Source organism: Paenibacillus sp. FSL W7-1332 (assembly GCF_037969785.1).
GTDB lineage: Bacteria > Bacillota > Bacilli > Paenibacillales > Paenibacillaceae > Paenibacillus_AQ.
Genome location: NZ_CP150209.1, coordinates 2,111,985 through 2,127,143 on the forward strand (window position 1 = coordinate 2,111,985; position 15,159 = coordinate 2,127,143).

Here is a 15,159-nt window from a genome sequence, read left to right on the forward strand (position 1 = left end):
ACTTTATAAATCTATGATCACTTTTAATATTTTTTGAGAAAGATAGCGATTGGAGCCACTGCCGATTCGTTATTGTTGAGAAGGGTTTTAAATAAACCGCCATGAATTCCTACCGCTTCGAAGGGGATTACATATGTTTTGCCGAAATAACCATGTCATATGAACTTCCACTTTACTCGCGAAAAGGAGATTTAAACTCAGAATGAATACCATTGATCAGCGTAAGAACGAGCTTGGTAACTTGTATCCGGAGCCCACGATCGACGAGCAGGTTTTGAATCGATTTTGGGAGGAAGTATTGAAGTCGTATGGCAATAAGCCGCTCCACATGGTTAGTCAACCGGAAACGACGCCATATCCTTACATGGAAGTATCTAAGGTTACTTATCATGGTTATGATGATACGCCCATCCATGCTTGGTATATAACTCCCGCTAATCCTTCTGCGGACGAGAAGCCTCGAGGGTGTATCGTAACCTTCCCGGGTTATACCGGAGACCGTGGATTTCCGGAACGATATGCCCATTGGCTGATGCTCGGTTATGCGGTGTTTGCCGTGGACGTAAGGGGGCAGGGCGGCGAGACGGGGAATCTGCTTCCATTGGACAGCGGCGTGGTTAAGGGCTGGGTGACGCAGGGGCTTATGGATATTCGTCGCTCCTATTACATGGCAGTTGTAATGGATGCTGTGAGGGCAGTGGATGCGGCATCGGAGCAGCCTGGAGTGGATCCGAAAAAAATTGCCGTGGTTGGCGGCAGCCAGGGCGGCGGACTGGCACTGCTTGCAGGGGCTCTGAATCCGAAGGTCGCGGCCATTGTGGCGGACATTCCCAACATGTGCAGGATGGACTACGGGATTCTGCATTCGGCTAGCTCTTTGAACGAAATCGCCCAATACATAAAACGCTACCCGGAGCAATTGAATCAAATCCTGGAGCATCTCTCGTATTTCGACATGCTGAATCTGGCGCCGCGAATCCAGGTGCCGGTCATGGTATCCGTCGGTTGGAAGGATACGGTCTGCATGCCCGAAACCATATATGCCGCATACAACCGAATGAAAGCGGCAAAAGAAATAAGAGACTATCCGTTCTCTGGCCATGAAGTCAATGAGTACCAGAAGAGGGAGGGCGTCTTGTTCCTGGAACGGGTTTTTAACGGGAGATAGAACATGGAGACAGGAAGGGGGCAGCGCATGACGATTGCTCAGGACTGCTCTATATATAGCGTCAGTGGACAGAAGCAAACGAATCACATTTAAGTCTATGGTATATAAATGTTATATAAAATAACACGAATCAAATATTTGTTATCTTTTTTAACGTAGGTGTATTGACAATTACCCAAATTCACCTATAATTATACCCAAGGACAGAAAAAACTCGATAAACACCCTATACCTACCCCGGTCAATGTAATATTAATTTACACAAAGGGATGTTGAACCATGATGACAGCAGGCGAACTCAAACAGGATCTTTTGAGGGTTTACAACGCGATAAATAAGAAAATATTTAACGTGGGTGTAAAGCAGCAAAAAGTCGATTTCGTTGGCAACAAAATCATCATTGTATCGAGAAATAGTAGAGTCCCCGTCCTCAAACTGCTGGATGAGAATTACCCCCTCTCTACCCGGCAGTTGGACCACCTTTTATTCCAGGTGTTCAAGCAGGAGATTAAAGCTTCCCTGGAACAGCAGTTTCAATTTAAAATCATCTCCATTCTTAAAGACTATGATGCAGAGACCGAGTTTTCCGGTACCATCGTAATCTTGGAGAAGGAGGTCGAAGCATATCTGAACGACATGCCGGAACTCTTGTAGAGAGCGGGCCGATCGTCAGTTTAGTACCAAGGCACATACATGTGTGCGGCTTGGGGCTGGACTGGCGATTTTTTGTTACATCCGCTTTTGAAAATAAATGTCTGTTGTTTCTGAAAAAAATATGAAACTCAAAGGAGAGGGAGGAAGGGCCATGACTCACAAAATTGAAATTTCGGGTGTCAGCAAATGGTTTCGCCGAAACGGGGAAGAGATCCCGGCCATGCGGGAGACGAGTCTGGCGATTGAGGAGGGGCGTTTTGTCAGCATTATCGGTCCCAGCGGCTGCGGCAAGTCAACTTTGTTTAACATTATCGCCGGTTTGATGCCGCCCTCCACGGGCAAAGTGACGGCTGACGGAAAGGATATCGTCGGGACAACCGGTTATGTGGGCTATATGCTGCAAAAGGACATGCTTCTGCCTTGGCGCACTATCCTCGACAACATCATTCTGGGTATGGAGGTTCGGGGCGTACCCTACAAGGAAGCCGTGGAGAGGGCGCTGCCCCTGATGGATAAATACGGTCTGAAGGGCTTTGACAAGCATTATCCGAAGGAGCTTTCAGGAGGGATGAAACAGCGTGCCGCGCTGCTGCGGACGCTGCTCTACGACAGGGACATCATTTTGCTGGACGAGCCCTTCGGCGCATTGGATGCCCAGACTCGGCTGACCATGCAGAACTGGCTGCTGCAGATCTGGGAGGATTTTGGCAAGACGGTGCTGTTTGTCACCCACGACATTGACGAAGCGATTTATTTATCAGATGACATCTATGTATTCTCGTCCAGACCCGGGCGGATCAAGTCCAAAATTACCGTAACGATGGAGCGTCCCCGGAAAACGGAAGACATGACGTCTCCGGCCTTCATGGAGCTGAAGCATCATCTCATGGATTTACTGTCAGCTGGACAAGATGAAGAACAAATCTCTTAGGGAATAAAAAAATGAGGAGGGAACTGGAATGGAAACTGCACGCAAAGAGGCTTTTATCGTACATGCCGTGACGTCTGCGGAGCCTGCAGCGGGATCGTCCAAAAGGCCGGAGGTTGTGCCGTACATCTTGGATGAAGAGGCGCTGGAGCGCCGCAGAAGCCGGCGAATCGTTTGGGGGCGGGCCGCTGTGGCTGTTCTTGTTTTTCTGGTATGGGAGGTGTTCACCCGGATCGGCCTGCTGGATTCCTACTATTGGAGCAGCCCCAGCGCGATTCTTCGCACGACCTGGACCCAGATGACCGAAGGAACCCTTCTCCGGGACATTACGTATACATCCGGCTCGACGATTCTCGGTTTTGTGTTCGGAACCTTTCTCGGCGCACTGCTCGGACTGTCGTTCTGGTGGTCAAGATCGTATGCCGGCATCAGCGAGCCGTATCTGATCATTTTAAATGCGATGCCCAAGCTCGCACTGGCACCTGTACTCGTCATTCTGCTGGGAATCGGATTTTTTTCCAAGGTGGCGCTGGCTTTCTCTATGACGGTTGTCGTTTCGGCGCTTTCCGCATACAGCGGCGTGAAGAGTGTCGATCCGGATATGGAGAAGCTGATGTATTCCCTGGGCGCCAAGCGGTATCAGGTTTTTACCAAGGTTGTCGTACCATGGTCTATGCCCTGGATCATCAGCAGCTTGCGGATTAATATTGCCCTTGCGCTGGCAGGTGCCATCGTGGGCGAGTTCATCGCTTCAAGCCAGGGCGTCGGCCGGATGATTATGTATGCAGGAACGATACTGGATATCAACCTCGTGTGGGTAGGTGTCGTCGTCCTGTCGCTGCTGTCCATGGTGATGTACTGGGGCGTGGTGGTGCTGGAGAAGTGGTTATCCAAGGGATTGACCAAACAATAGACAGAATAACCGAACTCATTATTTCTATTAAAAGGGGAATTCATATGAACCAAAAAATGAAGAAACGTTCACTGCTGTTCGCACTGCTCATGGTCACCGGTCTGCTTGGAGCCTGCGGCAATGAAAAAAACGATAACAGCACCGCGTCCGCTTCCGGTGACGGGAAGCTGAAGAAAATCGTGATCGCCGAGCCGCTTCACTCCACGGGCTATCTGCCGATGTACGTCGCGCAGCGGGAAGGCTTCTTTGAGAAAAGAGGGCTCGACGTTGAGGTCATCCAAGCGGCCGGAGGAGCGCACGTAACCGCCGTGGTCAGCGGGGATGCCTGGGGCGTGATCGGCGGGACGGAGTCCAATGCCTTGGCTAACAACAATAATTCCGATCCGATCATTTCGGTCGTGAATGTCGTCAACCGGGCGAACGTGTATTTAATGGCCAAGAAAGGCACCGCACCTGCGAGCAATTCCCCCGAAGACCTGAAGGCATTTTTACAAGGGAAAAAGATTAACGCCGGTCGCCACGGCGGTACGCCCAACCTTCTAACCCGCTATCTCCTGATTCAGCTCGGACTCGATCCGGAGAAGGATGTGCAGCTGCTCGAACCGGCAGATGGCTCCACGGTGGTGACGATGGTCCAACAGGGCGCGGCTGACATTGCGAACGGAGCCGAGCCGCAGATTAGCGACGGGATATCAAAGAATGTATGGGAAGAGCCGTTTTACAAGTTTCATGATCTGGGGGATTTCTCGTACTCGGTTCTCAGCGTGAAGAAGTCAACCATCGAGAAGGACCCGGAAGCCGTTCAAAGTTTCACGGATGCCATGATCGAAGCGCTTGCAGTCGTGCAAACGGATAAGGAACTAGCCAAGAAGAATCTGATAGCCGAATTCCCGACGTTGTCCGATGATGCGATCCAAGCTGCCTTGGACCGGGCCTATGCCGACAATCTCTGGAGCTTGGACGGGATGATTTCGGAAGAGGCGTTGAAGCACGATATGGATGTCATGATCGAGACGGGGATATTTAAAGGGGACTATACCTATGATGCGCTGGTGGATATGCAGTTTGTAAACAATTCCAAGAAGTGATCGGAAGGTGCATGATGTACAAATACACGACCTGGAAGGGAGAGAGTCATGATGAAATCTTTAAATCAGCTGATGCTTGGCAGCAAAACGGCGGTTATGGTGGTCGATGTGCAAAATGATTATTGTCATCCCGAGGGGGCGCTGTCTCAAGCGGGCTGCGATGTTAGTGGGGTAGCGGAGATGATGCCGCAGCTCCATAAGCTGCTTCAGAGGGCCAGGGAGCTGAAGGTGCCCATCATTTTCATTCAGACGCTTCATGAGAAAGCGACGGATTCCGACGCTTGGACCACCAGGTCCTCGGGCCGATCGGCGAACGTATGCCGGAGAGGGAGCTGGGGCGCGGAATTTTACGAGGTATCGCCGAAGGAGGATGATATCATTGTCAATAAACACCGATACAGCGCTTTTGTAAATACTAGGCTGGATTCGGTATTAAAGACGCTGAAGATCGAGACCCTGATCATGACGGGAGTCAGCACCAATGTGTGCGTGGAATCGACGGCAAGGGACGGTTTTATGCTGGATTATCATATTGTGCTTACAGCGGACGCTTGCGCATCGTATTCTCCAGCGGCGCATGACATGACGCTTGAGAATATTGAAGGCTATTTCGGGAAAGTTAGTGAAGTGGCGGAGCTTATCGATATTTGGATGGATCAAATGCCTGAGGAGCCGCTGCGATCGATATCGACCGCTCAGCCTGCCGTTGGCTAGTTTGTCAGAACGTGGTTCAACTCATTGGGAAGCTCTCCGCATGCGGGAGCTTTTTCTATAAGCGGCACAGAAATTAATGAATAAAGCTGGTGAGTCCTGCATGAATAACAGATCAAGGATGATCGTCCAATATACCATTTGTTTAGGGGCATTTCTGTCCAATCTGTCGGCTGGCATGTTCAACATTGCGCTTGTTGATATCGCCAGAACGTTCGACTCCACCATCCCTACGGCCCAGTGGATCGTCACCGCTTATTTGCTTGTCATCTCCATATTGCTTCCTGTCATGGGAAAGCTGGGGGATATGCTGGGCCGGCGGAAAATACACAATATCGGCTATTTTGTGTTTATGGCAGGGGCGCTCTGCTGCGCCTTGTCACCTTCATTAAACGGACTGATATCTTCTCGAATTTTGCAAGGCGTAGGAGCGGCCATGTATCAGGCCACCAATATGGCGCTGATCGTCTCCGTATTTCCTAAGGAGCAGCGCGGCAAAGCGCTTGGGCTCATCAGCACGTTTGTTGCCGCAGGCTCGATGGTCGGACCGAGCCTTGGGGGAATACTGATTCAGTGGTTTTCGTGGCGGAGCAATTTCTGGCTGCTGACGGCCATATCTTTGATTGCATGGTTGTTCGCCCAGCGCTTCATTCCGAAGGACGAACCTGAAAAAGTCGTAAGCCGATTGGATGTGCCGGGGGCTGCTTTTTTTGCGATATCGCTAACCGGACTGGTTACGGCCGTGAATTTGGGGGCTCAGTGGGGCTGGGGTTCATGGGAGGTTTCGGTGCTGTTCATCGTGTTCGGTGCGGGAGCTGTCGCATTCATCGGATGGTGTCTTTCGTCGCGGTGGAAACGAGCAGGGGAAGGGAAACTCCCGTTTATGAAGCTGGACCTGTTTCGAGATGCAGGCGTTAGCGTGGGAATCATCATCACCATCATTACCTACATGGCGGCTTTCTCGGCTCAGCTTGTGCTGCCCGTGTTTTTGTTGAGCGAGCTTGGCGTTGAACCTGCTACGGCAGGGCTGATCATGATGGGATATCCGTTGTCGCTGATCATATTCTCGCCTCTGAGCGGGAGCCTGTCGGACAAGCTGGGGACATTCCCGTTATTGTCAGCCGGGCTGCTGCTCATGACAGCAGCGTTAACCGTGCTCGGTTTTGTATCGCCGGCATATCCGATCTTCTTTCTGATTGTGCTTATCGTCCTGCTCGGCGGTTCCATGGGCATCATTACGCCGCCGAACAATTCTCTGGTGATGGGCAGGACATCCAAAACGGACCTCGGCCTGATCAGCAGCATTTTGGCACTGTCGCGAAATCTGGGGATGATGTTTGGTACGGCGGCGGGAGGTGCCATGCTGGCGCTTCCAGCCCAAGGGGCAGGGGGGCTTACCGGATTTCGGATGATATTCGTACTGAATACGGCGCTGGTTGTCATCGTTTATGTAACGATGCTCATATCGTTTCGCTTTGGCAGGCATAAGGAGACGCTATCTTCTTAGAGGAAGGGAAAAGAGAAAAAGGGTATCCCGAGGTCTATTCCAGACCTGCAGGATACCCTTTTTTCATTTAGCTTACGCGCGGTCCAGAATCGTCTGAAGTGTCGTACGATCCAAACCTTTCACGAGCTTGATCAGAAGTTCTTTAGCAGCTTCGTAGTCGTCCGTGTGGATGATGGACGAAGATGTATGAATATAGCGGGAGCATATGCCGATGATGGTGGACGGAACGCCGATGCCGCTAAGATGCACTTGGCCTGCGTCCGTGCCGCCCGGCGAGACGAAGTATTGGTATTTGATTTTGTTGGTCTCCGCCGTATCTTGAACGTACTCTACCATGCCGCGGTGAGTCAGCATGGTCGGATCGAAGATGCGAAGCAGTGCGCCTTGACCCAATTGGCCGAACTGGCTCTTGTCACCCATCATGTCGTTCGCCGCGCTGGCATCCAGTCCGAAGAAAATATCCGGCTGAATCAGATTGGCTGAAGTACGTGCTCCGCGCAGTCCGAGCTCTTCTTGGACGGTTGCGCCGGCGTAAACGGTGTTAGGCAGCTTCTCGCCATGGAGCGCCTGTACAAGCTCGATCGCGAGGCCAACGCCATAACGGTTATCCCACGCTTTGGCCATGATTTTTTTCGGATTAGCGAGCGGCGTGAATTCACAGATCGGAACCACTTGCAATCCGGGACGAATGCCGAACGACTCTGCTTCCGCCTTGTTATCGGCGCCGATATCGATATACATGGTCTTGATGTCGACCGGCTTGCTGCGCTGCGCTTCATCCAGCAGGTGCGTCGGGATGGAGCCTACAACTCCGACGACAGGACCGTTGTCCGTGATGATTTGCAGGCGCTGAGCAAGCACGGCTTGGCTCCACCAACCGCCAAGCGGCTGGAAACGGACCATCCCCGCTTCGGTTATGCCGGTTACCATGAACCCGACTTCATCCATGTGACCGGCCACCATGACTTTTGGACCTTCATCGTTACCGCGAAGAACGGCGAACAGACTACCCAGCCGATCCTGCACGAACTCATCTGTATATGGCGAAAGGGCATTCTTCAACCAGGAACGAAGCTCCCTCTCAAAGCCCGGTGCAGCCGGGAATTCAGTCAAAGTACGAAATAATTCCAGTGTTGATTCATTCATTACGAAATCGCTCCTTTAGAAAAGGTATGTAAGAGTGTTTTCTTTTCTAGTATGCCCCTATACATCTGAAAAGTCTACAAAACCCGTGCCGCATAGGAGCACGTCATTTTAAAAATAAATGAAACAAGCACCCTGCACCCGGGATAGGAATACGATATAGAAACGAAGTGGAATTTTTGTCGTCCGAGGGAAGGGGCAGAGTATGAAGCACCATGGGATAAACGTCTATCATGCCGAAGTCAGAGAACTTCTGCTCATTATGGTCCTGTTCATCCTCCTCGTCATTTTGCTGAAATACATTCTTATATAATGACCGGCTCCAGCAACGATGGCAGGCGAGTCTTACTTCAGCTTTCAGGGATTCCTGGAGGCTGATTTTCGTGCGGGGCGACTTTTATGTTAGGACAAGCTGTGGTTGCCAAGTGAGAAGGATGATTTTCCAAACATAAAGGGAGTTCATTCAAAGCATAATGATATCGAGTGATATCCATAATGGCTCTTTAGCGTTTTTAAAGGATTCCATACTTAAATAAAAGCGGAGGTGTATTGAAATGTCAGGCTCTAACCAAAAGCCTAAGTCTGATATCACCACAATGAGCTCGGCAGAATATCAGGCGATTGCCAAAAAGCATGAACCTCCTCGCGCCGTACTTAAAAATTGTCTGCGCGCTTTTTTGATTGGAGGTCTCATCTGTGTGATCGGCCAATGCATTCAGCAGTTTTTTATGACCGTATTCGATATGAGCACCACCGAAGCGAGCAACCCGACAGTTGCCGTGCTGATTATACTCTCCGTCATTCTGACCTCCTTCGGCGTGTATGACAAAATCGCGCAATGGGCGGGAGCAGGCAGCGCCGTGCCGGTCACGGGGTTTGCGAATTCCATGTGCTCCGCTGCGCTCGAGCACCGCGCGGAGGGTTTGGTTCTTGGGGTCGGGGCCAGTATGTTTAAGCTGGCGGGATCTGTCATTGTATTTGGTACCGTGGCTGCGTTTATTATCGGTATCATTTACGCTATTTTTGGCATTGAGGGGAGGTAACGAGAGATGAAGGTGATCGGCCAAACCTGGCAGTTCGAGAACAAACCCGTCATTATCGGCACGGGGACGATTGTGGGACCTGAGGAAGGCGAAGGGCCACTCGCCGATGATTTCGACTATATCTACGACAATATTGAGATTAACGAAAAAACATGGGAAAAGGCGGAACGGAAACTGCTGGAGGATGCCTCGAGAAAAGCGGTTGAGAAGGCGGGCATCAAGGAAGACGAGCTGCAGTTTTTTGTGGGCGGGGACTTGATGAACCAGATCATCAGCAGTTCGTTTGCTGCAAGACAATTGGGTGTGCCTTACATCGGCGTATTCGGTGCTTGCTCTACATCCATGGAGAGCCTCGCGGTGGCCTCCATGCTCGTGGATTCAGGAGGGGCCAAGTATGTCATGGCCGGTACTGCAAGCCACAACTGTACGGTTGAGAAGCAGTTTCGTTATCCGACGGAGTACGGATCGCAGAAGCCGCCGTATGCGCAATATACAATAACGGGAGCTGGCTGCTCCGTCATTTCGGACAAGGGAGACGGCCCTGCTGTCACGTATGCCACCATCGGCAAGGTGGTGGATCTGGGCATCAAGGATCCGTTCAATATGGGTGCGGCGATGGCTCCGGCAGCAGCCGATACAATAACAAAGCACTTCAAAGACACAGGCCGGCAAGCGAAGGATTATGATCTGATCGTGACCGGTGACCTGGCCTCCGTGGGGCTTCCAATCGCGAAGGATCTTTTGCAACAAAACGATGTCATCATGGACGGTACGGTGTTTGCAGACTGCGGCTTAATGATTTACGACCTGGAAACACAAAAATACGTCAATGCAGGGGGCAGCGGCTGTGGCTGCTCGGCTGTTGTCACGTATGGCCATATTTTAAAACGGATGCGAAAAGGCGAATTGAAAAAGGTGCTGGTCGTTGCTACCGGGGCTTTGCTGTCGCCTCTTTCTTACCAGCAGGGTGAGAGCATACCGTGCATCGCTCACGCTGTAGCCTTAGAGATGGGAGGATAACACAATGCAGTTTCTATGGGCATTTATTATTGGCGGTCTGATTTGCGTCATTGGGCAAATTATGATGGACGTTATTAAACTAACGCCGGCACATACGATGAGTACGTTAGTAGTCGCCGGAGCCATCGCCGACGGGTTCGGATTATATGAGCCGCTTGTCAAATTCGCGGGAGCGGGAGCCTCCGTGCCGATCACCAGCTTTGGTAATTCGCTTGTGCATGGCGCATTGACGGAACTGGGGAGGGACGGCTGGATCGGGGTCGTGACGGGGATATTCGAAGTCACCAGTGCAGGGATATCCTCAGCGATCATTTTCTCCTTCCTGGCCGCTCTGTTTGTTCGTCCGAAGGGATAACCATCATCAACAAGAAGAAAAAGACCCTGGCATGATGCCGGGTCTTTTTCTGTTTAGAGCGGCGATAAAAAGGTGAATACCCAAAATATCTCATCGAATGTACTCCGGGACCTCGATCATGTACAATAGTACTAAAATAAGTATTTATTCCCTTACAGGAGGTTAGTCATACATGCCCGTAAGCCAAGAATCCATGAAAATCATTACCTCGGTGCGAACCAATCTGGAGTCGTGCCTGTTAGGCAAAGAATTTGAGATCCAATTACTCCTTACGGCGCTGCTCGCTGGCGGACATGTACTGATCGAGGATGTGCCTGGCACAGGAAAGACCCAACTGATCAAAGCATTAGCGAAATCCATGCAGGGAGACTATCGCCGCATTCAGTGTAACCCGGATATTCTCCCCAGCGATATAACGGGCGTGTCCGTGTTCCATCCTCGAGATGAAATGTTTTACTTCCGACCTGGTCCGGTCATGACCAACATATTGCTGGCGGATGAAATCAACCGGGCGACAACCAAGACGCAATCGGCCCTGCTTGAGGTCATGGAGGAGCGCAGCGTAACGGTGGATGGGGCTACTCACGAACTTCCGCATCCCTTCATGTTATGCGCGACCCAGAACCCGATCGATTTTGAAGGCACCTATATGCTCCCTGAAGCGCAGCTGGACCGGTTTATGCTGAAGCTGAGCCTGGGTTACCCTGATGCTGCTACGGAGAAGCAGCTGATGTACCGTTCACGCGACGGACAACTGGCGGATAAGATTCAGCCGGTGACACATATGGATACCATTTCGGCTATTCAACGCGAGATTCGCGAGGTATTCATCGGTGACCCGGTCGCCGATTACTTGCTGAATATTACCCGGTCGACGCGCGAGCATCCTTCCGTTATGCTGGGCGCAAGTCCCCGTGCGACGCTGTCATTCATGAATGCCGTTAAAGCCTATGCCTTCTTGCAAGAGAGGGATTACGTTCTGCCAGATGATGTGAAGACGCTGGCACCATACGTGCTTTCGCACCGGATCATGCTGCGTCCGGAAGCCAGGCTCGACAATGCGAGTCCCGAATCGGTGCTCGAGTTTATACTGCGTCAGGTCAAAGTGCCTGTTCAGATGGGGAGATAGGCATGCGCCGCGCGGTATCGTTATTTTTGAATGGCATGCAGCCGTCTAGACTCGCAGCGGTATTGGCGGTATGGTGCCTATGTCTTTTGTACGTATTATTTCAGGGGGGCAAAACCTCGCTCATGCTATTCTCCATGGTCAGCCTTCTGACGATCTATTTGATCGGTGCTGGCTTTGGCGGAGTCAATCGGGTGAAAGCCCAGCGAAGGGTGCTGGGAGGAGCGGAGCATGGGGGTGAACAGCTTCATGCCGGTGAACAGGTCCGCGTGAAGCTGGAGGTCCATGTTCCTGGTTTGCTGCCGATGCCCTATATGATCGTTCGTGAAGTATTGCAAAGGCATAACGGCGACTCCTGGTCTTTTGAAGATAGCGTCATTCCGAACCTTCGCGGTGCGGGCAAGCTTGTATTTCAGACCCCTCCGCTTGAACGAGGGCGGTACGCTTTTTCAAAGACAGAATGCATTAGTGAGGATATTTTCGGATTAATGGAGCACAAGGGACGCATTGAGGTTCAGACCGATTTCCGCGTTCTGCCGAGAACCATATATATTCCCAAATGGCAGCGAAACATACGGAATTCGAGATTGGGCGGTACACATACCACAATTTCGGCTTCCAGACGGGAAACCACACAGATCAACGGAGTCCGCGATTATGTGTACGGTGATCGGATCTCCCGGATACACTGGAATGCAACGGCGAAGACCGGCTCGTGGAAGTCGAAGGAATTTGAGCATGAATCCTTTCCCAGAACGATGATTGTGCTGGACTGTTCCGCGGACGGATATGCTCATGCCCAGCAGTTCGAGCTGGCCGTATCGGCAGCTGCATCGCTGATCGAATATGGTGCCAAGGAGCATGCAGGTACAGGCTTGTTCACGGCTACCCGAGAAGCTCAGATGTTCGCTCCCGCCGATCAAGCTGGAGAGCGGATGCGCATGATTCAGCATTTGGTTGACGTGGATTATGACCGTAAAACCAAATTGATTGCTTCCCTGGAGAAATCCTATCGCCATTTTCCAAAAGGGGCCCTGTTCCTGCTGATCAGCCCGATGAGCGGCAAGGACGCTTCAGAGATCATGCGCTGGGTTGAAACCCGGGGAATGAACCCATGTTTCTTGCAAATAACCAATTCCAATGAAACGAAAAAACGCGATGATTCCATTTCGCTTCTGCAATCCCGGGGGATTTCCAGCTATTCGGTTTCTTCCCTTGACGAGCTGCCGGCTGCGCTGGGAGGTGGTGCATGATGAAGTTGTGGCTGGACAAACTATCTACTACCTTCTTCAGTACTTTAACGATGCTATGGATCTGGATCATCGGGATGCAGTGGGTATCCTTTACCGAGACGATATGGCTCTCGGAAACGACAGCCATTGTTATTGCAGCATTAACCATTACGGCGGTTACCGAAGCGCTGCTTCCGATCAAGCAAGGTTACCGGGTGCTTATCCAGTTTATTTTGATCTTGTATTGTGTATACAGTTTGCTGAAAACTCACGGTAATCCGGTTCCTGTCCTTGGCGCTGAAGGCGATCTGACCGAGGAACTCATGTATCTTTTTCCATATTTGTGGTTTGCTATCGCCGCTTGGGCCGCTTTTCTGTTCCTTGCGCGGTGGGCCAAAACCAAGGGGCGCGTGCTTTTTGTAGTCGGGATCAACGTCATCGGTTTTGCCGTGCTGGATTCCTTTACAAAAATCGTGCTGTGGGATGAAATCGCTTGGGTTGTCGGAGCGGGTATGGGCTGGCTCGTATCCAGCCATTTTAACCGGTTCCGCAGACGCTTTCCGCAGGGATGGGTCAATTTATCAAAGTATCCGTTCAAGATTGTTGCCAACATCCTGGTCATCTTCTCTTTGATCATTGTAGCCGGTGTGAATATGCCGCACGTGAAGCCCACGTTAACCGATCCTTACACGGCGTGGCGGGAGTGGAACGGGGTGCCGTTATCCGGCGGCAGTACAACCGGTACCGGAACCCTTATCGAGTCACCGTCTGAAAGCATGTCCGGATATGGACGGGAGGACAACGACCTTGGCGGCGGTTTTAACTTTGACTATTCACCGGTGATGTCGATTACCTCGGATGAACGCAGCTATTGGCGAGGGGAAACCAGAGCCGTATACTCGGGAACGGGTTGGGCGGACGGAGCCAGCAGCCGGCGTTCCGGCACGGGCGTGGACATCGGGGAGGAATTGCCGGGGGAAGCCAGCGGATCCGTACCTACCAAAACATTGGAGCAATCGGTAACGATGCTGAGTGATACGGTGTATCCGGTATTGTTCGGCGCCTACTCCGTTCGTCAGCTGGAGAGCCTGGATGAGGATATCGATTCGGATCGGCTTAGCTGGGTGACCGAAGGCGCGGAGATGCATCTGGACGACGCTCGTAATGCGGACTACCCGAAGAGTTATACCTTAACGTCGGAAGTGCCGGTGATTCCCATCGATGAGCTGAGCACCAGAACTTATGATGAACTTTATTCCGGCTCGATTGACGATGCGTATATCCAGATGCCGAGAAACTTCCCTGACCGGGTGTCCGATCTGGCCGAAGAAATTGCCGCGGGCGGAGATACGCCGTATGAGAAGGTCATGCTCCTGCAACAATATTTAACGAGCAATTTCACCTATACCAATACGCCGGATCTTACACGCAAGAAGAGCGATGATTTTGTGGATGCGTTTCTGTTTGAAATCCAGGAAGGGTATTGCGATTATTTCTCGACCTCCCTGGTGATGATGACACGGTCGCTGGATATTCCTGCACGCTGGGTCAAAGGCTACGCGCCGGGAAGAATGACGGCATCGGAGTACGTTCCTCTCGAGGGTCAAACCTCGATTGAGCCCGGAAACTATACCGTTACGAATGCCGACGCTCATTCCTGGGTTGAAGTGTACTTCGGCGAATACGGCTGGGTACCGATTGAAGCAACACCGGGCTTTAGCATGCCGATTCTGACGGCTGACACAGACGCTGAGCCTGTCATTGAGGAAGAAGTTGAAGAAGAAGAGGCAGAGGACAAGGCTGCGCCAGCCGCTACCTCCGATCATCAGCAGCCCGGCTGGGTTAAAGTTGTTGTAACGGCCGCGGTGGTTGTTATCGTATTATGGATTCTGTACATCGTATGGCGAATGCGCATCAGCCTGCGTTTTGCCGGAGCGCGTATTCGGGCAGGCAAGCCGCTGACGGCCGCGGATAAAGTCATTGCCGAAACCGAACGATGGATACGTTCCGTACAGCGCAGAGGCTTGGTAAGGCAGGAACATGAAACCCTTCGTGAATCGGTAGGCCGCTGGGTAAGTGCACACCCTGAGCTGGGAGCGGAGCTGAGACCGCTGCTGCAGCAATTTGAAGCTGCCCGGTACAGCCCGGCTGAAGTGAAGGAAGAGCAATGGCGCTCCGTCCAACAGGATGCCCTGAAGCTGAAGAAGTCTATTAAGAAGGTTCGCATTGTATCCGAGAAACGGCTATCTACCTAATCCAAGAAGACAGACC

The 15,159-nt window shown here is 51.7% G+C and carries 14 protein-coding genes; 13 read left to right on the forward strand and 1 reads right to left on the reverse strand.

The window, feature by feature from the left end:
• Positions 1–202 precede the first annotated feature (202 nt).
• The 7 genes from MKX98_RS09160 (at position 203) to MKX98_RS09190 (ending at position 6,969) form a co-directional block, all read left to right on the forward strand.
• On the forward strand, positions 203–1,168 hold the full coding sequence (locus MKX98_RS09160) for an alpha/beta fold hydrolase (RefSeq protein WP_220686077.1): 966 nt from the start codon (positions 203–205) through the stop codon (positions 1,166–1,168).
• Positions 1,169–1,447: 279 nt separating this feature from the next.
• Positions 1,448–1,822, forward strand: a complete 375-nt coding sequence (locus MKX98_RS09165; RefSeq protein ID WP_194541595.1) for a DUF2294 domain-containing protein — start codon at positions 1,448–1,450, stop codon at positions 1,820–1,822.
• A 151-nt stretch (positions 1,823–1,973) separates the two neighbouring features.
• Positions 1,974–2,753 carry an ABC transporter ATP-binding protein gene (locus MKX98_RS09170; RefSeq protein WP_194541596.1) on the forward strand — a complete coding sequence of 260 codons (780 nt, stop codon included), beginning with the start codon at positions 1,974–1,976 and terminating at the stop codon, positions 2,751–2,753.
• Positions 2,754–2,781: 28 nt separating this feature from the next.
• Positions 2,782–3,663, forward strand: a complete 882-nt coding sequence (locus MKX98_RS09175) for an ABC transporter permease (RefSeq protein ID WP_194541597.1) — start codon at positions 2,782–2,784, stop codon at positions 3,661–3,663.
• 44 nt (positions 3,664–3,707) lie between these two features.
• Positions 3,708–4,751 (forward strand): ABC transporter substrate-binding protein, encoded by a 1,044-nt coding sequence (locus MKX98_RS09180; protein WP_220686076.1) that lies wholly within the window; start codon positions 3,708–3,710, stop codon positions 4,749–4,751.
• A gap of 51 nt (positions 4,752–4,802) precedes the next feature.
• A complete protein-coding gene (locus MKX98_RS09185) occupies positions 4,803–5,465 on the forward strand; it encodes a cysteine hydrolase (protein ID WP_220686075.1) in 663 nt (220 codons plus the stop codon).
• A 100-nt stretch (positions 5,466–5,565) separates the two neighbouring features.
• Positions 5,566–6,969, forward strand: coding sequence for an MFS transporter (locus MKX98_RS09190; RefSeq protein WP_220686074.1), 1,404 nt, complete (start codon positions 5,566–5,568; stop codon positions 6,967–6,969).
• Positions 6,970–7,041: 72 nt separating this feature from the next.
• On the opposite strand, the gene MKX98_RS09195 is transcribed toward MKX98_RS09190, so the two are convergent.
• Complete coding sequence (locus tag MKX98_RS09195; RefSeq protein WP_194541600.1) at positions 7,042–8,115, reverse strand: M42 family metallopeptidase; 1,074 nt, start codon at positions 8,113–8,115, stop codon at positions 7,042–7,044.
• Between the two features lie 551 nt (positions 8,116–8,666).
• Between MKX98_RS09195 and spoVAC the strand changes: the two genes are divergently transcribed.
• The 6 genes from spoVAC to MKX98_RS09225 all read left to right on the forward strand — a co-directional run bounded on the left by spoVAC (position 8,667) and on the right by MKX98_RS09225 (position 15,143).
• Positions 8,667–9,155 carry a stage V sporulation protein AC gene (gene spoVAC, locus MKX98_RS09200; protein WP_071222874.1) on the forward strand — a complete coding sequence of 163 codons (489 nt, stop codon included), beginning with the start codon at positions 8,667–8,669 and terminating at the stop codon, positions 9,153–9,155.
• 6 nt (positions 9,156–9,161) lie between these two features.
• Entirely contained in the window at positions 9,162–10,175 is a 1,014-nt protein-coding gene (gene spoVAD, locus MKX98_RS09205; protein WP_071222875.1) for a stage V sporulation protein AD, read from the forward strand.
• A gap of 4 nt (positions 10,176–10,179) precedes the next feature.
• Positions 10,180–10,530 carry a stage V sporulation protein AE gene (gene spoVAE, locus MKX98_RS09210; RefSeq protein WP_015734153.1) on the forward strand — a complete coding sequence of 117 codons (351 nt, stop codon included), beginning with the start codon at positions 10,180–10,182 and terminating at the stop codon, positions 10,528–10,530.
• Between the two features lie 172 nt (positions 10,531–10,702).
• Positions 10,703–11,659, forward strand: coding sequence for a MoxR family ATPase (locus MKX98_RS09215; RefSeq protein ID WP_216533775.1), 957 nt, complete (start codon positions 10,703–10,705; stop codon positions 11,657–11,659).
• Positions 11,660–11,661: 2 nt separating this feature from the next.
• The gene (locus MKX98_RS09220; protein WP_339222718.1) at positions 11,662–12,909 is read left to right on the forward strand and encodes a DUF58 domain-containing protein; all 1,248 of its coding nucleotides are present in this window, start codon (positions 11,662–11,664) and stop codon (positions 12,907–12,909) included.
• Positions 12,906–15,143 (forward strand): transglutaminase domain-containing protein, encoded by a 2,238-nt coding sequence (locus MKX98_RS09225; protein ID WP_339222719.1) that lies wholly within the window; start codon positions 12,906–12,908, stop codon positions 15,141–15,143. Before MKX98_RS09220 ends, MKX98_RS09225 begins: the two co-directional genes overlap by 4 nt.
• The last annotated feature ends 16 nt before the right edge of the window (positions 15,144–15,159 follow it).